The organism is Streptomyces sp. NPDC001100 (assembly GCF_053598575.1).
Window position 1 is genome coordinate 155914 of record NZ_JBSFKO010000001.1, and the last position, 20611, is coordinate 176524.

20 protein-coding genes and 1 pseudogene are annotated in these 20611 nt (G+C 71.5%); 8 read left to right on the plus strand and 13 right to left on the minus strand.

Going from position 1 to position 20611, the window contains the following annotated elements; translation table 11 throughout:
* Nucleotides 1-49: 49 nt before the first annotated feature.
* On the plus strand, nucleotides 50-1423 hold the full coding sequence (locus ACWDEW_RS00735) for an 8-oxoguanine deaminase (RefSeq protein ID WP_450508256.1): 1374 nt from the start codon (nucleotides 50-52) through the stop codon (nucleotides 1421-1423).
* Nucleotides 1424-1721: 298 nt separating this feature from the next.
* Nucleotides 1722-3050, plus strand: a pseudogene (locus ACWDEW_RS00740) (nucleobase:cation symporter-2 family protein).
* On the opposite strand, the gene ACWDEW_RS00745 reads toward ACWDEW_RS00740, so the two are convergent.
* Entirely contained in the window at nucleotides 3042-3638 is a 597-nt protein-coding gene (locus ACWDEW_RS00745; protein ID WP_450508258.1) for a 3'-5' exonuclease, read from the minus strand. The pseudogene ACWDEW_RS00740 and the gene ACWDEW_RS00745 overlap by 9 nt on opposite strands.
* A gap of 43 nt (nucleotides 3639-3681) precedes the next feature.
* Nucleotides 3682-4482 carry a helix-turn-helix domain-containing protein gene (locus tag ACWDEW_RS00750; protein WP_450508260.1) on the minus strand — a complete coding sequence of 267 codons (801 nt, stop codon included), beginning with the start codon at nucleotides 4480-4482 and terminating at the stop codon, nucleotides 3682-3684.
* 96 nt (nucleotides 4483-4578) lie between these two features.
* On the opposite strand from ACWDEW_RS00750, the gene ACWDEW_RS00755 reads away from it, so the two are divergent.
* The gene (locus ACWDEW_RS00755) at nucleotides 4579-5445 is read left to right on the plus strand and encodes an SDR family oxidoreductase (protein WP_450508262.1); all 867 of its coding nucleotides are present in this window, start codon (nucleotides 4579-4581) and stop codon (nucleotides 5443-5445) included.
* 20 nt (nucleotides 5446-5465) lie between these two features.
* Here ACWDEW_RS00755 and ACWDEW_RS00760 read toward each other — a convergent pair whose 3' ends face one another.
* A complete protein-coding gene (locus tag ACWDEW_RS00760; RefSeq protein WP_450508264.1) occupies nucleotides 5466-6893 on the minus strand; it encodes an MFS transporter in 1428 nt (475 codons plus the stop codon).
* 101 nt (nucleotides 6894-6994) lie between these two features.
* Between ACWDEW_RS00760 and ACWDEW_RS00765 the strand changes: the two genes are divergently transcribed.
* Nucleotides 6995-7384, plus strand: a complete 390-nt coding sequence (locus ACWDEW_RS00765) for a winged helix-turn-helix transcriptional regulator (RefSeq protein WP_450508266.1) — start codon at nucleotides 6995-6997, stop codon at nucleotides 7382-7384.
* A gap of 18 nt (nucleotides 7385-7402) precedes the next feature.
* On the opposite strand, the gene ACWDEW_RS00770 is transcribed toward ACWDEW_RS00765, so the two are convergent.
* From ACWDEW_RS00770 to ACWDEW_RS00790, 5 genes are all read right to left on the minus strand, one after another.
* Nucleotides 7403-7825: an acyl-CoA thioesterase gene (locus ACWDEW_RS00770; RefSeq protein ID WP_450508268.1), complete on the minus strand. Its 423-nt coding sequence runs from the start codon at nucleotides 7823-7825 to the stop codon at nucleotides 7403-7405.
* Between the two features lie 85 nt (nucleotides 7826-7910).
* Nucleotides 7911-8540: a hypothetical protein gene (locus ACWDEW_RS00775; protein ID WP_450508270.1), complete on the minus strand. Its 630-nt coding sequence runs from the start codon at nucleotides 8538-8540 to the stop codon at nucleotides 7911-7913.
* Between the two features lie 50 nt (nucleotides 8541-8590).
* Nucleotides 8591-9190 (minus strand): histidine phosphatase family protein, encoded by a 600-nt coding sequence (locus ACWDEW_RS00780; protein ID WP_450508272.1) that lies wholly within the window; start codon nucleotides 9188-9190, stop codon nucleotides 8591-8593.
* A gap of 3 nt (nucleotides 9191-9193) precedes the next feature.
* Nucleotides 9194-9727, minus strand: coding sequence for an HAD domain-containing protein (locus ACWDEW_RS00785; protein WP_450508274.1), 534 nt, complete (start codon nucleotides 9725-9727; stop codon nucleotides 9194-9196).
* Between the two features lie 29 nt (nucleotides 9728-9756).
* Nucleotides 9757-10965, minus strand: coding sequence for a pyridoxal phosphate-dependent aminotransferase (locus ACWDEW_RS00790; protein WP_450508276.1), 1209 nt, complete (start codon nucleotides 10963-10965; stop codon nucleotides 9757-9759).
* A gap of 88 nt (nucleotides 10966-11053) precedes the next feature.
* Here ACWDEW_RS00790 and ACWDEW_RS00795 point away from each other — a divergent pair, with 88 nt between their 5' ends.
* A complete protein-coding gene (locus ACWDEW_RS00795; RefSeq protein WP_450508278.1) occupies nucleotides 11054-11683 on the plus strand; it encodes a winged helix-turn-helix transcriptional regulator in 630 nt (209 codons plus the stop codon).
* A 54-nt stretch (nucleotides 11684-11737) separates the two neighbouring features.
* On the opposite strand, the gene ACWDEW_RS00800 is transcribed toward ACWDEW_RS00795, so the two are convergent.
* Genes ACWDEW_RS00800 through ACWDEW_RS00810 form a run of 3 tightly spaced genes read right to left on the minus strand, consistent with a single transcriptional unit; the run spans nucleotide 11738 to nucleotide 15396 of the window.
* Nucleotides 11738-12553 carry a hypothetical protein gene (locus ACWDEW_RS00800; RefSeq protein WP_450508280.1) on the minus strand — a complete coding sequence of 272 codons (816 nt, stop codon included), beginning with the start codon at nucleotides 12551-12553 and terminating at the stop codon, nucleotides 11738-11740.
* Entirely contained in the window at nucleotides 12553-13818 is a 1266-nt protein-coding gene (locus ACWDEW_RS00805) for a VWA domain-containing protein (RefSeq protein WP_450508282.1), read from the minus strand. Before ACWDEW_RS00805 ends, ACWDEW_RS00800 begins: the two co-directional genes overlap by 1 nt.
* Before the next feature lie 9 nt (nucleotides 13819-13827).
* Entirely contained in the window at nucleotides 13828-15396 is a 1569-nt protein-coding gene (locus ACWDEW_RS00810; protein ID WP_450508283.1) for an IucA/IucC family protein, read from the minus strand.
* Between the two features lie 37 nt (nucleotides 15397-15433).
* On the opposite strand from ACWDEW_RS00810, the gene ACWDEW_RS00815 reads away from it, so the two are divergent.
* The 3 genes from ACWDEW_RS00815 to ACWDEW_RS00825 are packed head-to-tail and all read left to right on the plus strand — an operon-like array spanning nucleotide 15434 to nucleotide 18160.
* Nucleotides 15434-16936, plus strand: a complete 1503-nt coding sequence (locus tag ACWDEW_RS00815; protein WP_450508285.1) for an IucA/IucC family protein — start codon at nucleotides 15434-15436, stop codon at nucleotides 16934-16936.
* Between the two features lie 23 nt (nucleotides 16937-16959).
* A complete protein-coding gene (locus ACWDEW_RS00820) occupies nucleotides 16960-17874 on the plus strand; it encodes a HipA family kinase (protein ID WP_450508287.1) in 915 nt (304 codons plus the stop codon).
* Between the two features lie 16 nt (nucleotides 17875-17890).
* Complete coding sequence (locus ACWDEW_RS00825) at nucleotides 17891-18160, plus strand: SelT/SelW/SelH family protein (RefSeq protein ID WP_359613297.1); 270 nt, start codon at nucleotides 17891-17893, stop codon at nucleotides 18158-18160.
* Nucleotides 18161-18184: 24 nt separating this feature from the next.
* Here the strand turns inward: ACWDEW_RS00825 and aceB are convergent, their stop codons facing one another.
* On the minus strand, nucleotides 18185-19807 hold the full coding sequence (aceB, locus tag ACWDEW_RS00830) for a malate synthase A (protein WP_450508289.1): 1623 nt from the start codon (nucleotides 19805-19807) through the stop codon (nucleotides 18185-18187).
* A 186-nt stretch (nucleotides 19808-19993) separates the two neighbouring features.
* Nucleotides 19994-20593 (minus strand): nucleotidyltransferase family protein, encoded by a 600-nt coding sequence (locus ACWDEW_RS00835; protein WP_450508290.1) that lies wholly within the window; start codon nucleotides 20591-20593, stop codon nucleotides 19994-19996.
* Between the last annotated feature and the right edge of the window lie 18 nt (nucleotides 20594-20611).

The following is a 20611-nucleotide window of genomic DNA, read 5'->3' on the forward strand; positions in this document are numbered from 1 at the left end:
CCGCGAACTCGGACCGGAAACAAGGAAGTTGAGACGAACGATGGTAACGATGGTTCAGCGTGTCGTCATCGAGAACTGTGCGATCGCGACGGTGGACGCCGCCGACACCGAGTACGCCACCGGGTATCTCGTCATCGCCGGCAACCGCATCGAGTCGCTCGGCGCGGGCAGCGCCCCCGAGGGGCTCACCGATGTGGTGCGGCGCATCGACGCGAGCGGTCACCTGGTGACCCCCGGCCTGGTCAACACCCACCACCACTTCTACCAGTGGATCACCCGGGGTCTGGCCACCGACCACAACCTCTTCAACTGGCTGGTCGCGCTGTACCCGACCTGGGCGCGCATCGACGAGCCGATGGTCCGCGCCGCCGCGCAGGGTTCCCTCGCGATGATGGCGCGCGGCGGGGTGACCACCGCGATGGACCACCACTACGTCTTCCCCAAGGGCTCCGGCGACCTGTCCGGCGCCATCATCGGCGCCGCCCGCGAGACGGGCGTCCGCTTCACGCTGGCCCGCGGCTCGATGGACCGCAGCGAGAAGGACGGCGGGCTGCCGCCCGACTTCGCCGTGGAGACCCTGGAGGGCGCGCTCGCCGCGACCGAGGCGACGGTACGGGAACACCACGACGCCTCCTTCGACGCGATGACCCAGGTCGCCGTGGCCCCCTGCTCACCGTTCTCCGTCTCGACCGAACTGCTGAAGCAGGGCGCCGAGTTGGCCCGCGGACTCGGCGTACGGCTGCACACGCACGGCTCCGAGACGGTCGAGGAGGAGCAGTTCTGCAAGGAACTGTTCGGCATGGGACCGACCGACTACTTCGAGTCCACCGGCTGGCTCGGCGAGGACGTGTGGATGGCGCACTGCGTCCACATGAACGACTCGGACATCGCCGCCTTCGCCCGCACGAAGACCGGTGTCGCCCACTGCCCCTCGTCCAACGCCCGCCTCGCGGCCGGTATCGCCCGCGTCCCCGACATGCTCGCCGCCGGCGTCCCGGTCGGCCTCGGCGTCGACGGCACCGCCTCGAACGAGTCCGGCGAACTCCACACCGAGCTGCGCAACGCGCTCCTCATCAACCGACTCGGCGCCCACCGCGAGGCCGCCCTCACCGCCCGCCAGGCGCTGCGCCTCGGAACCTACGGCGGCGCCCAGGTCCTGGGCCGCGCGGGCGAGATCGGCTCCCTGGAGCCGGGCAAGCTGGCCGACCTGGTGCTGTGGAACCTGGACACCCTGGCCCACACTTCGATCGCCGACCCGGTGACCGCGCTGGTCTTCGGCGCGGCGGCCCCGGTCACCGCGTCGTTCGTGAACGGCCGTCAGATCGTCGAGAACAACCGCCTGTTGCACGTCGACGAGGACGCCGTCGCCCGCTCCACACGGGAAGAGGCCCGGCGGCTGGCGCGGATCGCCGCGCAGGGCTGAGCGGTCGGCAGGTCGGCAGGTCGGCAGGACGGCCGACCCAAGATCTCCGGTTGAGGGGGACGGCCCTCATCCGGTGGCCGTGGCCGGGGCGTGCATGGATGTGCGCGCCCCGGAACGGCCTTACCCACCCCTTTTGCTGGGTTCCGTCCCGTCCTCCCGGTCCCGCACGACCGCGTACCACCTCCTGAAACCCACGTCAGAGCCGACGTGTTACCCGCCCGGAGGAGCCGCCGTGACCACCCATCCCGACGCCCGACCAGTCGTCCATCCCGTCGACGAGAAACTCCCCGTCCTCAAGATGGCCACCACGGGACTGCAGCACGTGGCCGCCATGTACGCGGGTGTCGTCGCCCCGCCGCTGATCGTCGGGGCGGCCGTCGGCCTCTCCGGCGCCGAACTCACCTTCCTCACCGGCGCCTGCCTCTTCACCGCGGGTCTCGCCACCTTCCTGTAGACCCTCGGGATCTGGAGGATCGGCGCCCGGCTGCCCTTCGTCAACGGCGTCACCTTCGCCGGGGTCGCCCCGATGACCGCGATCGCCGCCTCCACCAAGGACAAGTCGGACGCGCTGCCCGTCATCTTCGGCGCGGTGATCGTCGCCGGTCTGCTCGGGTTCCTCGCCGCCCCCTTCTTCAGCAGGGCGGTCCGCTTCTTCCCGCCGGTCGTCACCGGCACCGTGATCACCCTCATAGGCGTGTCCCTGCTGCCGGTCGCCTTCGGCTGGGCGCAGGGGCCCGACCCCTCGGCGCACGACTACGGTTCGACGACCAACCTGGGACTCGCGGCCGCGACCCTCGTCATCGTGCTGGTCCTCCGCCGCTGCACCCGCGGCTTCGCCAGGCAAGTGGCCGTCCTGCTCGGCCTGTTGGCCGGAACGCTCCTCGCGATGCCCTTCGGCGCAACGGACTTCGCCCCGGTCGCGGACGCCGGCGTGATCGGCTTCCCCACCCCCTTCCACTTCGGCGCACCGCAGTTCCAGCTCGCCGCGATCGTCTCCATGTGCGTCGTGATGGTGGTCTCGATGACCGAATCCACCGCGGACATGCTGGCGTTGGGCGAGATCGTCGACCGCCCCGCGGACGAGGCGACCATCGCCGCGGGCCTGCGCGCCGACACCCTGGGATCGGCGATCAGCCCCCTCTTCAACGGCTTCATGTGCAGCGCCTTCGCCCAGAACATCGGCCTGGTCGCCATGACCCGCATCCGCAGCCGGTACGTCGTCGCCACGGGCGGCGGCTTTCTGGTGCTGATGGGCCTGTGCCCGACGGCCGCGTCGCTCATCGCCGTCGTGCCGCGCCCGGTGCTGGGCGGCGCGGGCGTCGTCCTGTTCGGCTCGGTCGCCGCGAGCGGGATCCAGACCCTCGTCAAGGCGGGCCTGGAGAAGGGCGACAACGTCCTGGTCGTGGCGGTCTCGCTGGCCGTCGGCATCATCCCGATCACGGCACCGGACTTCTACCACGCGTTCCCGGGGACCGTCAGGATCGTCCTCGACTCGGGCATCTCCACCGGCTGTGTGGCGGCGGTGGTCCTGAACCTGGTCTTCAACCACCTCGGCCGGCGGCAGAAGACACCGGAGGCGCCCCGCACCGGTCGGCTGCTCCCGTACGGCGCCGGCGAGTCACTGTGAACTCCCCGGCCACGCCATGAGGTTGGCGAACAGCTCGGCCTGCTCGATCGCGTCGTCGAGGGCATGGTGGGTGTGCCGCCGCCGGGACAGCAGCTCGCGCGGCATCGTGCCCTTGGCGACGGCGCGCAGCGGCAGCCGGGCCTTCGTCGCGTACAAGGTCTTCAAGTCGAGGCAGCCGGAGTGCCCGAAGGGGCTCGCACCGGTGAAGCGGATCAGATACCAGTACAGGAACATCCAGTCGTACGACGCCGGGTAGCCGCACATCACCGGCTGGGCGCCCGCGGCGACTTCACGCACCCAGGTGCTGAACTCGGCGAGCGCGACGGCGGGTTCGGCCCCCTCGGTCCGCAGCCGGTCACGGTCGAGCCCGCTCACCGCCAGCGCCTCGGGCACGAACTCCTCGCCGATCGGCCGCAGTTCTCGGTAGAAGGTCAGCTTCTCCGGGTCCGCCGCGGTGAACCCGTCGACGTCCTGCGTCCCGGCGACGGCCGCGCCGAAGCTCAGCATGGAGTACGGGCCAGGGATCGGGCCGTCCGCCTCGATGTCGATGGAGATGTACAGGCTGGGCCTGACGCGTCGTGCGGGCATGGGCCGGAGCATCGCAGGTGGACGGGGTGGTCCGCACCCGAATTCAGCCGTGCCCGACCGCCCGGCAGGGCATGGCCTCGGGGAGCCGGCCCGTGAAGTACGACCGGGGCGGGACACCCATCAGGGCACGGAAGTCGGACGCCATGTGGGACTGGTCGTAGTAGCCGGTGACGGCGGCGAGTTCGGCCCAGGAGAGTTCGGTGGCGTGGGCCACCACCGCGCGCACCCGGTTGATACGGGCGTAGTGCTTGGGGGAGAGACCGACCCCCTCGGCGAACAGATTGCGCAACTGCCGCTCACTGACGGAGAGTTCACGGGCGACCGCGGGTACCGGGCCGGGCAGGTGACCGGTGCGGATCGACATCGCGTCGACGCCCGCCCGGACGAGTTCGGCGCGTGCGGAGTCCGCGACGGCGGTGAGGCGGGCGGGGACGACCTCCGTGAGTCGGGCGACGGCCGCGTCCGGTTCCAGTCCGCGCAGTTCGGCGTCCAGTTGGCGGGCGACCCGGCCGGGCAGCTCGCCCAGCGGCATGGCCCGGCCGACGAGATCGACGGCCGGAACGCCCAGCAGCGGCCGTGTGGTGCCCGGCGTCAGACACAACTCCGCGCAGGCCACGAGGTGTTTGGCCGCGTGGTACGTGGCCCGGACGCGCGGTCCGACGACGAGCACGCTGCGGCGGCCGTTCCCCTCCACGCGGACCACCAACTTCGTCGCCGGGTCCGGGAGATGGACGAAAGGCTCCACCGGGAGGCGGTTCACGGTCAGATCGGCGATGCGCGCGATCCAGGGGCGCAGCTCGTCCGGCAGGGGCAACTCCCGTTCGGACACGTCGGCGTTGGTCACCCCTCCACGGTAAGCGCGCCGACGGCCCGCACCGGGCCCCGGAACGTGCCGGAATCTCCTAGAACCGAAGACCCCTGCCCGCCCACCGTGGTGGTCATGATCCTAGTGACGGGTGCCACGGGCACCATCGGCAGCGAGGTCGTACGACAGCTCGTGGCGCGCGGCGAGAAGGTGCGCGCCCTGACCCGGGACCCCGAGAAGGCCCGGATTCCCTCGGAGGTGGAGACGGTACGGGGCGGTCCCGCCGACCGGGCCTCCGTGGAAGCGGCGCTGACCGGTGCCGAAGTCGCCTTCCTGGTGGGCGTGTTCGGACCGGACGACGCGGAGCACGACCGGGGCCTGGTCGAGGCCGCGCGGGCGGCGGGCGTGCGCCGGATTGTGAAGCTCTCCGGCATCGGCACCGGCGACCCCGCCGTCGGACCGGTCGGCAGCTGGCACGTGGCCGGTGAACAGGCCGTGCGGGACAGCGGGTTGGAGTGGACGATCCTGCGCCCCTCCGCCTTCGCTTCCAACACGCTCGGCTGGGCGGCATCCGTGCGGGCCGGCACCCCGCTGCCGAACACGAGCGGCACCGGCGGTCAGGGGGTCGTCGACCCGCGTGACGTGGCCGAGGTGGCGGTGGCCGCACTGCTCGACGCGGGCCACTCGGGGCGGACGTACACGCTGACCGGACCCGAGGTGCTGAGCGTGCCGGACCAGGCCGCCGAGCTGGCCGAGGTCCTCGGGCGCCCCGTCGAGGCGCGCGACCTGTCCTCGGCCGAGGCGCGTGAGTATCTGCTCGGTCTCGGCTACAGCGACACGTTCGTCGACGCCTCCGAGATCAGCAGGGAGTTCGTCAGGAACGGCGGCAACGAGGTCGTCACCGAGGACGTGCGGGAGGTCCTGGGCCGCCCGGCGCGTACCTACCGGGAGTGGGCCCAGGACCACAGGGCGGCGTTCGGGGAGGAGTTCGGGAAGGAGTGACCCGAGCTCCTGCGGGGGCTTCAGTCGCGCCGCCCCCGCAGCACCCCCGCCGCCAGCACCAGCGCCGCAGCCGCGATCAACGCCGCGACCCGGAACGCCAGTTGGTACCCCGCCGCCGTCGCCGGGATCAACTCCGCGCCCCGGGCGACCAGTCCGTCGGTCCGGCCCGCCGCCAGTGTCGACAGCACCGCGAGCCCCAGTGAACCGCCCACCACCTGCGTGGTGTTGAAGAGCCCGGAGGCCAGTCCCGCGTCCTCCTCCCGCGCCCCCGACATGGCGAGCCCGGTCAGCGCGGGCATCGCGGCGGCGAACCCGGTGGCGAGCAGGAGCAGCGGCGGCAGGACGTCGGCGACGTAGGAGCCGTCGGCGGGGGCGCGGCTCAGCAGGGCCATGCCCGCGACGATCAGGACCAGCCCGGCCAGCAGCACCCGGTACGCGCCGAAGCGGCCGATGGTCCGCGCCGACAGGCCCAGCATCAGGACACCGATCGTGACCGGCGCCGGCAGGAACGCCGTACCGGTGAGCAACTCGCTGAAGCCCAGGACGCGTTGGACGTACAGCGCGCCGATGAACTGGAAGCCGAACATCGTGCCGATCATCAGGATCTGCACGGCGTTCGCGCCGGTCAGCAGCCGGGAGCGGAACAGCCGCAGGCGCAGCAGCGGGCGGGCGGCCCGGGCCTGGCGGACGGTGAAGGCCACGAAGAGCGCCAGGGCGAGGGCGGCCAGCATCAGGGTGGCGGTGAGGGAGCGGGCGCCGGTGCCGACGATGACGTACACGGTGAGCATCAGCGCTCCGGTGACCAGCGCGGCGCCCGGGTAGTCGGCGCCCCGGCCGAGTCCGGCGCCCTGCTCCGGGGCGAGGACGCGGACGGCGGCGAACCAGGCCGCGATCCCGATCGGCAGGTTGATCAGGAAGATCCAGTGCCAGTTCAGGGCCTGGGTGAGTGCCCCGCCGAGGAAGGTGCCGAGGGCTCCGCCGCCGGCGCCGACCGCGCTGAACACCGCGATGGCGCGGGCCAGTTCACGCGGCTCGGGGAAGAGCGCGAAGAGCATCCCGAGGACGACCGCCGACGCCATCGCCCCGCCGACGCCCTGCACCGCCCGGGCCGCGATCAGCATGCCCTGGCTCGTCGCGAGCCCGCACAGGACGGAGGCGGCGGTGAACACGGCGAGGCCCGCCGTGAACATCCGCTTGCGGCCCACCAGATCGCCCAGCCGGCCGACGAGGAGGAGCAGTCCGCCGAACGGGATCATGTAGGCGTTCACGACCCAGGCGAGCCCCGGCCCGGAGAACCCGAGGTCACGCTGGATCGCCGGCATGGCGACCGTGACGATGTTGCCGTCGAGGATCGTCATCAGCGTCCCCGCGCACAGGACGACGAGGGACGCCCAGCGGGAGTACGTTCGGTCCAGCTCTCGCGGTGGTGCCTCGGACAGGGTCGACATGGCTTGTGGCCTCCATGGTTCTCCGTTGCACCCATAGGTGCACGACTTGTAACGGGGACCATCGTGGGGAACCATGGAGGTCGGCAGAAGGAGGCACTTCGATGGCCCAGGGGAACACCGGTGTAACCGCCCAGGTCGTGAACGCGCACGCCTGCCCGGTGCGCGAGGTTCTTGACAGGGTCGCCGGCAAATGGAGCGTGCAGATCCTGGTCGCGGCGGCCCACGGCCCCATCCGCTTCACCGAGTTGGAGCGCAGCATCGAGGGCATCAGCCGCCGCATGCTGACCCTGACGCTGCGCAACCTGGAGCGCGACGGACTCGTCACCCGCACCGTCTTCCCGACCGTGCCGCCCAAGGTCGAGTACCAACTCACCCCGGTGGCCCAGGAGTTGCACGAGACACTGCAACGGCTGACGGACTGGGCCGAGCGCAACCGGATCTACATCGCCGAGTCCCGCGCGGCCTACGACACCGAGCACGATCCGGAGTGAGGGTGACGGCGCTCCGGCTCAGAGCCCGAACAGGCCCGGGTCCGTGGTCAACCGCTTGTAGTACTCCCGGGGGCGGGCGGCCAGCCGGCGTTCCTTCAGGTCCAGCAGCCCGCCGACCGACGCGACCTCCGCGGAGACCGTGCCGTCGGTCTTCGTGATCGTCTGGGTGACCCGGAACGTCTTGCCCTCACCCCACTCGAAGACACAGCTCACCTGGACCTCGTCGCCCGCGCGCAGTTCCCGCAGATAGCGGATGGTCGTCTCCAGCACGACCGGCGCGATCCCCTCGGCGAGTAATTCGGCCTGACCCACCCCCGCGGCCTGCAACAGCGCCCAGCGGGCATGCTCCGCGTACTGCAGATACACGCTCTGATTGAGGTGCCCCAGGCTGTCGGTCTCGTATCCGCGGACGGTCACCGGGACGGAAAACGGCTCGCTCACTGCGTTCCCTTCTCATGCTGACGGAACTCGTACGGACGGAACTCGTACTGACGGACGGTCTGCCGCACCGATCTTGGCACGCCCCTCAGCTTCTCCGCGGCGAGGCCAGCAGATAACTCGCCCCCGTACGCGGCTCGTTGTGCTCGCTCACCTGCCAGCCCGCCCGCTCCAGCGTCCCCGCACAGGCGCGCAGCGCCGCCCCGTCCGGGTCGCGCACCGCGACGGCCTCGGGCTGCGGGGTCGCCCGCACCCGGTAGCCCTCCGTGCCGTCCCGCCCGGCGGGCCGGTGCCCCGCCGCCTCCAGGGCCAGCGCGGCGGCCTGCACCAGGTGCGCACGCTCCCAGCCGCACGGCCGGTCCACGGAGCCGTCCGGATTGGTCATCCGGCGCAGCTCCAGCAGCCCCTGCCAGGCACTGTGCACCTCACGGGTGCGGGCCGGTCCGGTGTCCGGCAGATCCTCGCCGCCGATCCGGGCGGCGAAGACCCCGGCGGTCGCGGGGGTCTCCGCGACCGGCTCGGCGACCTCGGGCGGCGCCTCCCGTACGCGATGCCCCGTCGGCGTCAGAAAGTGGTCGTGCGGCGGGCGCGGATGCCGGAACGCAAGCCCCCGCTTCACCAGTGCGGCAAGCTGCGCCTCCGTACCCCGCAGCCGTCCGGTGACGGGATCGGCGGCCTCGATGACACGCCGTTGCGTGGCGGTCGGCGGTCGTGTCACGGCGTGCTCCTCCCCGCCGCGTCGACGGGTGTCCGCGGCTCATTCGAAGGCTACGACGGGGGTCTGACATTCCAGGCGGCGATCACCGGCCGCCCGTGCTCCGTGCCCAGCCGGCCCAGGGTCCCGGTCGCCAGCTGGAACAGCGCCCCGCCCGACGGCGGCAGCCCCAGCCACCGCGCGGTGAGGACCCGCAGGAAATGACCGTGCGCCACCAGCACCACCACACCCTCGGTGTTGGCGAGCGCCGCGTCGACCTTCGCCAGCACACGGTCGGCGCGCCGCCCCACCTGCTCCGGGCTCTCCCCGGGATGGTCGGGCGGCCCCGGCGCGACCCCGTCGGAGAACAGGAACCAGTCCGGCCGGGTGCGCTGGATCTCGACGGTCGTGATCCCCTCGTAGCCGCCGTAGTCCCACTCCCGCAGATCCGGGTCGATCCGTACGTCCGTCAGACCGATCAGCTCGGCGGTCTCCCGCGCCCGCTGCGACGGGCTGACGAACGCGGCGCCGACCCGGTGCGAGCGGATCAGCGGTACGAGACCGCGCGCCTCCGCCCGCCCCTTCGCGGTGAGCGGGACATCGGTCCAGCCGGTGTGCCGCCCCGACCGGGACCATTCGGTCTCTCCGTGCCGTACCAGGAAAAGATCACCCATACCTCACAGGCTATGGGCCCACTGCTCCAACGTCGCGAAATCGGTCTCGCGCAGCCCCCGGCGCGGATCCACCTTGAGGAGGAGCGACGGCCCGTCATGGTGTGCCTCGACATGCCGTACGTCCAGGTCGGTGACCAGGTCGTCGACCCAGACGAAGGGCCGTCCGGCCGCCCACGCCACGACCTGCCGGGTCTTCCAGTACAGCCCTTCCGGGTCCTTCGCGAACAGGTCGGTGAACTCGATCACCGGGAGGTCGCCGGGGAGTCCGATCACCGGTGCGATCATCTCGTTGGCGTGGTGCATCCAGGTGGTGGCCCAGGCCGGCTCGTACGGGAGCGCCAGTATGCGCTCGCCGTGCCCCGGGTGCAGACGTACCCGCAGCCCGCGCCGCAGCCGCCGCGAGCCGGCCCGCTGGCGGGCCGCCCAGTTCGGCGGCCACATCCGGCGGTTGACATAGCCGCGGTGGCGCAGGAACCGCGCGCCGTACGGGTTCAGCGGGCCGTCGACATCGAGGAGCAGGAGCGGGCGGTCTGTCATGCGGAGGAGCTACCCAGGGCCGGGCGAGGTTACTGGCGATACCCGCCCAGGAACCGCCCGATCCGGCCGATCGCCGCCTCCAGGTCGTCCGCGTGCGGCAGCGTGAGGATGCGGAAGTGGTCGGGGGTGGGCCAGTTGAAGCCGGTGCCCTGGACCACCTGGATCTTCTCCCTCAGCAGCAGGTCCAGGACGAACTTCTCGTCGTCGTGGATCTTGTGCACCTTGGGGTCGAGCCGGGGGAACGCGTACAGGGCGCCCTTCGGCTTGACGCACGAGACCCCGGGGATCTCGTTGAGCTTCTCCCACACCACGTTGCGCTGTTCGTGCAGCCGCCCGCCCGGAACGGTCAGGTCGCGGATGGACTGCCGGCCGCCCAGCGCGGCCTGGATGGCGTACTGCGCGGGCGCGTTGGGGCACAGCCGCATGGAGGCCAGCATCGTCAGGCCCTCCAGATAGTTCTTCGCGTGCTGCTTCGGGCCCGTCACCACCAGCCAGCCCGAGCGGAACCCGGCCACCCGGTACGTCTTCGACAGCCCGCAGAAGGTGAGGACGACCAGGTCGGGGGCGAGCGCGGCGGCCGAGTGGTGCACGGCGTCGTCGTAGAGGATCTGGTCGTAGATCTCGTCGGCGAAGACCATCAGGCCGTGCCGGCGGGCGAGGTCGAGGATGCCCTCGACGATCTCCTTGGGGTAGACGGCGCCGGTGGGGTTGTTCGGGTTGATGATGACGACGGCCTTGGTGCGGTCGGTGATCTTCGCCGCCATGTCGTCCAGGTCCGGGTACCAGTCGGCCTGTTCGTCGCAGAGGTAGTGCACCGCCTTGCCGCCGGAGAGGGTCGTCACCGCCGTCCAGAGCGGGAAGTCCGGGGCGGGGACGAGGATTTCGTCGCCGTCCTCCAGGAGCGCCTGTACGGCCATGGAAACCAGCTCGGAGACTCCGTTGCCCAGGAACACGTCGTCGACGTCGACTTCCAGCCCCAGGGTCTGGTAGCGCTGGGCGACCGCGCGGCGGGCCGAGAGGATGCCCCGCGAGTCCGTGTAGCCGTGCGCCTGGGGGAGCATCCGGATCATGTCCTGGATGATCTCCTCGGGCGCCTCGAAGCCGAAGAGCGCGGGGTTGCCGGTGTTCAGACGCAGGACGCTGTGGCCCGCCTCCTCCAGTGCGTTGGCGTGCTCGATCACCGGACCGCGGATCTCGTAACAGACCTCGCTGAGCTTGCTCGACTGCCGGAACTCCATTGCGCCCTCGCCCCATCGGGTTCGTGTGTTGCTTGGTTTTACCAAGTGTGAGCTTGGAAAGTCCAACAACATGTCTAGACTGCGTCGCATGTCACCTCGCCGAAGCTACGACCAGTACTGTTCCGCGGCCCGGGCCCTCGACCTCGTCGGCGACCGCTGGACCCTGCTGATCGTCCGCGAACTCCTCGCAGGACCGCGCCGCTACACGGACCTGCACGCCGATCTGCCGGGTGTCAGCACGGACGTACTCGCCTCACGGCTGAAGGACATGGAGCGGGACGGGCTCACCACCCGACGGCGGCTGCCGCCGCCCGGTGCCGCCTTCGTCTACGAACTCACCTCACGGGGGCGGGAGTTGCTGCCCGTGCTGCAAGCCCTCGGCGCTTGGGGCGCACCCGAGCTGGGGGAGCGGCGGCCCACCGACGCGGTGCGCGCCCACTGGTTCGCGCTGCCGCTGCTGCGGGCGCTGGACGGCGAGGGGCTGGTCGAAGTCCGGCTGGAGGAGGGGGAGTTCCACCTGCGGGTGGGGGAGGGCGAAGAGGATGCGGTCTACGGGGAAGGGCCCGCGCCCGTCGAGCCCGACGCCCGGCTGGTCCTCGGCGTCGAGACGTGCACGGCCGTCGCCCAGGGGGAGTTGAGCCTTGCCGAAGGGGTGCGCGCCGGACGCATCGACGTGAGCGGCGACGGCACGCTCGCGAAGGCCCTGCGGGAGGCCTGAGAAGCGCCTCGAAATGGCAGAAGGCCCGCCAGGGGCGGGCCTTCTGACGAGACGTCACATACCAGGTGGCGGTACCCGCCGAGGCCGTCCCGACCCCCGCGTCAACGCATACCCGCCGATCCCCGCGAGCGCGGCCAGCACACCGCCGATGCCGGTCCACACCCAGCGGTCCGACCACCACCCCGACGACCAGCCGCCGTCGGGCTCGATGCTCGACAGCGCGGCCGACGTCGACGACGAACTGTCCTCGTCCGAAGACGACTTGACCGCGATCCCCGGTGTCAGCGGCTCCGCCAGCGAGCCGTCCACCGCCGCCGAACCGCCGATGTCCTCGGAGTCCACGCGCAGTTCGGTGCTCACCGGCTGGCCCAGGTCCGAGGACTGGAGGTCCACGACCGTCAGCCGGACGTAATAGGTGCCGGGCAAGGGGTCGTTGGCCCACTGCTCCGACCAGGCGCGGACCGTGCGCAGCGTGCACGCCAGGTCCAGGGAGGCGGTGCCCTGCGCCGCGGTGCGCGTCGCGGCCCCGTACTGGCAGGCCTGGCGGCGCCGCAGGCCGTCGTAGACATCGAGCTGCCAGGTCTCGCCGGCGTGCGTGTCCGGGAGCTTCACCGTCGCCTTGACGGTGGGGCGTTGACCGGCGTCCGCGGCGAACGACCAGTACAGGTAGTCACCCGTGGAGCCGCTCGCGGTGGCCTGCCGGCCCTGGTCGAGTTCCGTGGCCGTACGGAAGGAAGTGCCGGCCTGGGTCGGGGCCGAACCGCCGTCGGAGGAGGAGGCGCTCGCCGAGGGCGAGGAGTCCGCCATCGCGGGGCCCGCCGCCATCCCCGCCAGCAGCAGGGCCGTGCTCAGCACACGTGTGATCCGCATCAGTTGGTCCTCCAGACCGCGAGACGCCAGCGCGACAGCCAGCCCCAGAGCAGACCCGCGACGAAGCCGGTCAGCACGAGGGCACCGAGCAGCCACCAGCCGCGGCCGAGGCCGAAGGAGGCCACGTCGCTCGAACTGCTGGGCGCGTCCACGACGTCGACGGTCAGTTCCAGCGGCAGACCGGGCGTGGTCTTCACACCGGAGGCCGCCGAGAAGGAGTTGGTGACCTGGAGACACACGGTCTCGGCCGGTGCGTTGTCGTCGTCGCTCTCCGCCTTCGGGTAGCGAAGGCCGGTGGAGATGACGTCCGTACGGCCGTTGCCCGTACCCTCGCCGCGCACGATCTCACGGCCGTGCACGGTGACCGCCCGCAGCAACACCCCGTAGTCCGGGTTGACTTCACGGTCGGCGCCGACGCTGACCGAGGCGCGCAGCTCCTGGCCCGGGTCGACGTCCACGCGGTAGAAGCGCTGCTTGCCGAACTCCTCGCGGTCCGTGTACAGCCCGGACTTGAGGGCCGGGGCGCTGGAACACTGGGCGGTGCCCTCGGTGGCGACCGGAGTCACCACGGGGTCGGCCGCGCGGTCCACCAACTGGCCCACCCGGTCGGAGAGTTCCTCCTTGTGCTGCACCGAGGTGTACGTGCCGCCGGTCGCGTCCGCGATGCAGCTGAGCTGGTCGCGGGTCTTGGCGTCCGGCACCAGACCCAGGGTGTCGATGGTCAGGCCGATGCCCTTGGCCGCGATCTCGCGGGCCACCTCGCACGGGTCCAGCGGCTGGCAGGTGTCCTCGCCGTCGCTGATCAGGACGATACGGCGGGTGCCGTCACCGCCGTTCAGGTCGTCCGCCGCCTTGAGCAGCGCGGGCCCGATCGGCGTCCAGCCGGTGGGCTGGAGCGTCGCCACCGCGGTCTTGGCCTCGGTGCGGTTCAGGGTGCCCACCGGGTAGAGCTGCGCGGTGTCCTTGCAGCCCGTCTTGCGGTCGTTGCCGTGGTAGTTGGCGCCCAGGGTGCGGATGCCGAGCTGCACTTCCTCGGGTGTCGCGTCGAGCACCTCGTTGAACGCCTGCTTCGCCGCTGCCATCCGGGAGCCGCCGTCCATGTCCTTGGCGCTCATGGATCCGCTGACGTCCAGCACGAGTTCGACCTTGGGGGAGGCCGTGGAGTCCGTCTCGTCGGCGACCGCTCCGGCCGGGAAGGCGACCCCAGCCGAGAGGGTGGCGAGCAGGGCACAGATCCCCGCCGCCAGCCGTTGTCTTGTGATCATCGCCGGATCCTATTGATCAGATGGACCGGGCTCCAAAACGAGCGGGTTCGGCAGCCCCGTCCACTGGTCCCCGGACAGCTCCGGCGACAGCCGCATCAGGGTCAACGCCTTGGTGGGCAGCGGCTGTCGGAGGAGCGCGAGGAGGTCGGGCGTCCGCTCCAGCTTCGGTACGACGGTGGCCAGCGCAGCCCTGAGCGCCGTACCGGAACCGGCCGTGCCCGCGAGGGCGCCCGCCACCAGCGAGCCGAACAGCTTGCGGCGCAGGGTCGTTTCATCGTCGGTGACGATCCGTCCGCTCAGCTCCGGGACCGGAATCCCGTGCCGGGCAAGGCGCTTGGGGCTCACCCGGATGTCGGCGAGATCGCGGTAGACCAGACGGATCGGGGCACCCGTCCGTGACAGCACGACCAGCAGGTTCTGACCGTGGGCCTCAAGGGCCACACCGGACTCCAGCAGCCGCAGACCGACGACGAGGGCGAGACGCGTGAACTCGGCCAGCCAGGCGGGCGATCGGGGCAGGTCGGTGGTCGCGAGCGCGGCCACCGGCAGCACCCGCTCACCTGCTTCCGTGTCCGCGTACGTCTGCGGCGACTCCCGCAGCACGGCCGCCAGATCGGGGGAGTCGGCCGTGGCGGCGCCCAGGGTGCGGGTGACGTGCAACAGGCCGTCCGAGCGCGCCGCCAGGGTCTCCCCGAACGCCGACAACGCCGCCGACAGACCGATCGAGTAGACCGAGATGTCCCGCACCGAGGACGTCAGCCGGGCGCTCAAGGCGGTCTTGACGTGTGTACCGCCCGCCAGGGCCAGCGTGCGCAGCGACATCAGCGGATGCGCGTCCACCGGAGCGTCCCCCGCCCGCTTCAGCACATGGGCCGACTGCCAGGGGTGCACCGGGATCAACAGCCTCCCCGCGTCCCGTAGTTCGTCCGGCCACACGCCGGTCAGCAGACACTCCTCGGCCCGCACCGGCACCGACCCCAGCGCCACCACCGGCCGGTGCTCGGGCCCGTACGCGAGCTGCTCGGACACCGAGAACCCGGGCCGGGAACGGCAGTTGGGGTGGAACGGATGCCCGTCCACGATCCGCTGCTCCCACTCCCAGTCGTGCTCCGGCCACTCCTGGGTGTGCGTGGGCTGGTTGGCCCGCGACAGCGCCAACGAGGCGACGCTGTGTCCGAGTTCGGTGGCGAAGGCCGTCCCGTGCGGCACCGCGAGGTCGGTCATCAGCCGCGCCGGATCGTCGTAGGCCGTGCCGTCGAGGTGGACGACGGTGACGTACGCGGCGGTCGCGTACGGATCGGCGGGCGGGCCGTGCAGCGTCCGGCCGCCGGAGAGCCGCAGGACCGGGCCCGGGGACCGGCCGGTGATCCACGGCAGCGGCTCGTGGGCGAGCGCCCGCCACAGCCGGGTGAGGACCGCCGCACGGGCGCCGGGCAGCTCGGCCGCGTACCGTTGCAGGAGGTCGGGCCGTACGGCGGCGAGCTCCTCGGCCACCTCTGCCTCGGGATGCGGGGGACGGTCCACGGTCGACTCCTCGGGTGCGGACGGGGCGTCAGGGTCGGTGACGACGAGAGACATACTGATCGCGATCACAGGACACGGACTTAGGGAACGAATGGATCGCGTCGACTTCACACCTCCGGGCGCCGGCACGGCCGAGCGGGCCGACGCGTACGCTGCGGCGCCCCTGCTCAACTGTCTGCTCCGGGAGGTGGCCCGGCCACTTCCGGATCCCGGGGAGCGGCGGGTGTACCGGCTGCCGGCGAGCGGCCGGCTGCTGCGGGTTCGCGGTGCGCGGCGGCCCGCCGAACCCGAGGTGTACGCGAACGGCGACTGGCACCGCGTCGGCCACCCCGAACTCGTGAAACTCGTCGCCGACGAGCTGCGCGGGCACACCGGGGTGTCCAACCACGACCTGCCCGCCGAGATGACCGACAGCCGTGACGCGATCGCCGCGCTGCTCGCCGCGCGCGAGCGGGCGACGGCGCCCGACGACCCGTATCTCCGCTCCGAACAGTCCTTGATCACCGGCCATCCCTACCATCCCGCGCCCAAGGCCCGCGGCGGCGGCCCCGTCTCGGGCTGGCTGCCCTACGCCCCGGAGGCGTACGCCCGCTTCCCGCTGGTGCTGCTCGGGCTGCGCGAGGACGCCGTCGTGGAGGAGGGGGACGTGTCGGCGCTGGACGCGCTGGGCGAGGCTCCCCCCGGCTACCGGCTGCTGCCCGCCCACCCCTGGCAGCTCGACCTCGTCGGTGACGGACTCTCGGACGCCTTCGCGGACGGCCGGCTGATCCGGCTCGGTACGACCGCGACCGAGGCGTGGCCCACGGCCGCGATCCGCACGGTCTACAGCCCCGCCGACGACCTGTTCCTCAAGTTCAGCCTGGACGTGCGCATCACCAACGACGTGCGCCGGCTCTGGCGCCACGACCTGCTGAAACTCCGGCGCACCGACGCGGCCGTCCGGGCTGCCTTCGCGGCGACGGGCGGCCCGGCCGGCTGGCTGAGCGACCGTGGCTACCGCACCGCCGCCTTCGCCTTCGAGGAACTCGCCGTCCTGGTCCGCGACGGTCTGCGCGACCACGTGCTGCCCGGCACCACCCCGCTGCTCGCGGCGGCGTTGGTGGAGGGCTTCGAGGGCGACCCGCTCTCCGCCGCGGCCGACCCGGCGGCCTGGTGGAAGGCGTATCTGCGGCAGGTCGTACCCCCCGCGCTGGGCGCCTTCGCGGACCACGGCGTCGTACTCGAAGCGCATCTGCAGAACACGGTGGTCGCCGTCGACGCCGACGGAACGCCCGTGCAGGCGCTGTACCGGGACGCGGAGGGCGTGAAGCTGCTGCCGGACGTGGAACGGGCCGCCGGGTGGGAGCGGCTGGTGTACTGCCTGGTCGTCAACCATCTCGTGGAGGTCGCCGGAGTCCTCGCCGAACGCCACCCGGAGCTGGACCCCTGGCCCGCGGTCCGCGCGGAACTGGCCCGGCGGTCCGACCTTCCCGGGATCGCCGAACTCCTCGTCTCACCCACCCTGCCCGGCAAGACCAATCTGCTGCTGCGCTGGACAGGCGCGGACGGCGCCGACGCGCGCTATCTGCCGGTGCCCAGCCCGCTGGCCGGGTGAGCGCCTGACATACCCTGACCGGTGTGCTGCGCGAAGTGACCGCTGTCCGATACGTGACCCCGCTGAGGTCGGGCGGCTCCGTCCCCGGAGTCGTGGAGGCCGACGACCTCGGCACCTACGTCGTGAAGTTCACCGGCTCCGCGCAGGGCCGCAAGGCGCTGGTCGCCGAAGTGATCGTCGGGGAACTGGCCCGCGCCCTCGGGCTGCGCTTCCCCGAGCTGGTGCTCGTGCACTTCGACCCGGAGATCGCCGACGGGGAACCGCACCAGGAGGTCCGGGACCTGCACAGCGCGAGCGCGGGACTGAACCTCGGTATGGACTATCTGCCGGGCGCGCGGGACTTCACCCCGGAGGTCGCCGCGCGCTGCACGGTCGACCCGCTGGAGGCCGGGAGGATCGTCTGGCTCGACGCGCTGACCGTCAACGTCGACCGTACGGTCCACAGCTCCAACCTGATGATCTGGCCGACCCTCGGCATCGCGCCCCCGCGCCTGTGGCTCATCGACCACGGCGCCGCCCTCGTCTTCCACCACCGCTGGGACGGCGCCGACCCCACGAAGGCCTACGACTTCCGCCACCACGCCCTCGGCCGCTACACGCCCGACACCCGGGCCGCCGACGCGGAACTCGCGCCCCGGGTGACCGAGGAGCTGCTGCGCCGGATCGTGGCCGAGGTGCCGGACGCCTGGCTGGCCGGCGAACCGGGCCTCGCGACCCCCGACCTCGTCCGGGAGGCGTACGTCGACCACCTCCACGCGCGCGTGCGTGCCTCCGCGGCCTGGCTGCCCACCGACTTCCCCAGCGGGGAGGAACTCGCCGCCGAGGAGGCCCGGCGCGCGGCGAAGACACAGCAGGGCCGCCCGAGTTGGCTCAAGCGGGTCCCCGACCTGCACGGGAAGCCGGCGGCGGAACAGGATTGGTCGGTACACCTGGGATGACGGGAAGACGACGGGCATGACCCAACGAGTTCAGATCGAGTACTGCACCCAGTGCCGTTGGCTGCCGCGCGCCGCCTGGCTGGCGCAGGAGCTGCTGACCACCTTCGAGACCGAGCTGACGGAACTCTCCCTGAAGCCCGGCACCGGCGGTGTCTTCGTCGTCCGCGTCAACGACGAGGTCGTGTGGGACCGTCGTGTGCAGGGTTTCCCCGAGCCCACGGCCGTGAAGCAGCTCGTACGTGACCGAGTGGCCCCGGAGAAGTCCCTGGGCCACTCGGACAAGTGAGTTTCTTCCCGCGGTCGTTGGGCCTCAGCCCTTGAGCTGCTCGTACGCCGGCAGGGTCAGGAAGTCCGCGTAGTCGGCGTCGAGCGCGACCTCCAGGAGCAGGTCGTGGGCCTGCTGCCAGTGGCCCGCGGCGAACGCGTCGGCGCCGATCTCGGCACGGATGTTCTCCAGCTCCTCGGCGGCGATCCTGCGCGCCAGCTCGGGAGTCGCCTTCTCGCCGTTCTCGAACTCGACGTCCGCGTTGATCCACTGCCAGATCTGCGAGCGCGAGATCTCTGCGGTGGCCGCGTCCTCCATCAGGTTGAAGATGGCGACCGCGCCGAGCCCGCGCAGCCACGCCTCGATGTATCGGATGCCCACCTGAACGGCGTTGACGAGCCCCGGGTACGTCGGCCTGGCGTGCAGCGAGTCCACGGCGATCAGGTCGGCGGCCTTGACGTCGACGTCCTCGCGCAGCCGGTCCTTCTGGTTCGGCCGGTCGCCGAGCACCGCGTCGAAGGAGGCCAGCGCGATCGGCACCAGGTCCGGGTGGGCCACCCAGGAGCCGTCGAAACCGTCGCCCGCCTCACGGTCCTTGTCCGCCTTGACCTTCTCGAAGGCGACCTTGTTGACCTCCTCGTCCCGGCGGGACGGGATGAACGCCGCCATGCCGCCGATCGCGTGCGCCCCGCGCTTGTGGCAGGTGCGGACGAGGAGTTCGGTGTACGCCCGCATGAACGGGGCCGTCATCGTCACCGCGTTGCGGTCCGGGAGGACGAACTTCGGCCCGCCGTCACGGAAGTTCTTCACGATGGAGAACAGGTAGTCCCAGCGTCCCGCGTTCAACCCGGAGGCGTGGTCGCGGAGTTCGTAGAGGATCTCCTCCATCTCGTACGCCGCCGTGATCGTCTCGATCAGCACGGTCGCGCGGATCGTGCCCTGCGGGATGCCGACGTAGTCCTGCGCGAAGACGAACACGTCGTTCCACAGCCGGGCTTCGAGGTGCGACTCGGTCTTCGGGAGGTAGAAGTACGGGCCCTTGCCCAGGTCCAGCAGCCGCTGGGCGTTGTGGAAGAAGTACAGCCCGAAGTCGACGAAAGCGCCCGGGACCTGCTCACCGTCGACGAGGAGGTGCCGCTCGTTGAGGTGCCAGCCGCGGGGCCGCATGACGACGGTCGCCAGCTCGTCGTCCGCCTTCAGGTCGTACGACTTACCGGAGCCCGGGTCGGTGAAGTCGATGGCTCGGGTGTAGGCGTCGATCAGGTTGAGCTGGCCCGTGACGACGTTCTCCCACGTCGGCGCCGAGGCGTCCTCGAAGTCCGCGAGCCAGATCTTCGCGCCCGAGTTGAGGGCGTTGATCGTCATCTTGCGGTCGGTGGGTCCGGTGATCTCGACTCGCCGGTCGTTCAGCGCGGCGGGGGAGGGGGCCACCTTCCAGGAGTCGTCCGCGCGGATCGCGGCGGTCTCCGGGAGGAAGTCGAGCGTCGAGGTGCGGGCGATCTCCGCGCGGCGCTCGGCCCGGCGGGCGAGGAGTCCGGCCCGGCGGGGCGTGAACCGCCGGTGCAGCTCGGCCACGAAGGCGAGGGCCTCGGCGGTGAGGACCTCCTCCTGCCGGGGCAGGTGTTCGGCGTCGACGACGACCGGCGAGGACGGCGCTGGTGCGGACATGAACTGTCACTTCCTTCAGCGAGCGTGGCACCGGGTGCCAGATGACCCGGGTAGGACGGGGAGCACCCGAGGGCCGCCGGGCGCTTCTGAACAGTGGATACTAGTTTCCTCATCGTGGAAGTTCAATGGTTTGTTGATGTCGAGATTCTCCGCATCGAGCCAAAGTGGCGCTCAGTGTCACCCCGTTCACTCAAGGTGGACGAGATCCGCCTCAGTGTCGATGTCGTACGGCTCGGCCGCATCCCCGCACTCGACGAGCACGACCGAATCCGCGTGCGCCTTGAGGTAGGCCCGCGCTCCCCGGTCCCCGGTCGCGCTCTCGGCGATCCCGGCCCAGTGCGCGGCCCCGAACAGCACCGGATGTCCGCGTACCCCGTCGTAGGCGGCCGAGACGAGCGAGTCCTCGGAGCGGTGGGCCGCCAGTACCCGCGCCACCGCCTCCGCACCGATCCCGGGCTGGTCGACGAGCGACACGAGCGCCGCCCGCGCCCCCGTACCGGCGAGCGAGTCCAGCCCGGCCCGCAGCGAGGACCCCATGCCCGTCTCCCACTCCGGGTTCTCCACGACCACGCACCCGGTCAGCTCCGCCCGCTCCCGTACGGCGTCGGCGCGCGCCCCCAGGACCACGTGGACGCGGCTGAGCCCGGCCGCGCGCAGCACCCCGACCGCGTGCTCCACGAGGGGCCGCCCCCGGTGTTCCAGCAGCGCCTTGGGCCGCCCGCCGAGCCGCCTGCCGCCCCCGGCGGCGAGCAACAGCCCGGCCACCTGGTCTTCGTTTCGCGTCATGGGTCCTGCATACCTGAC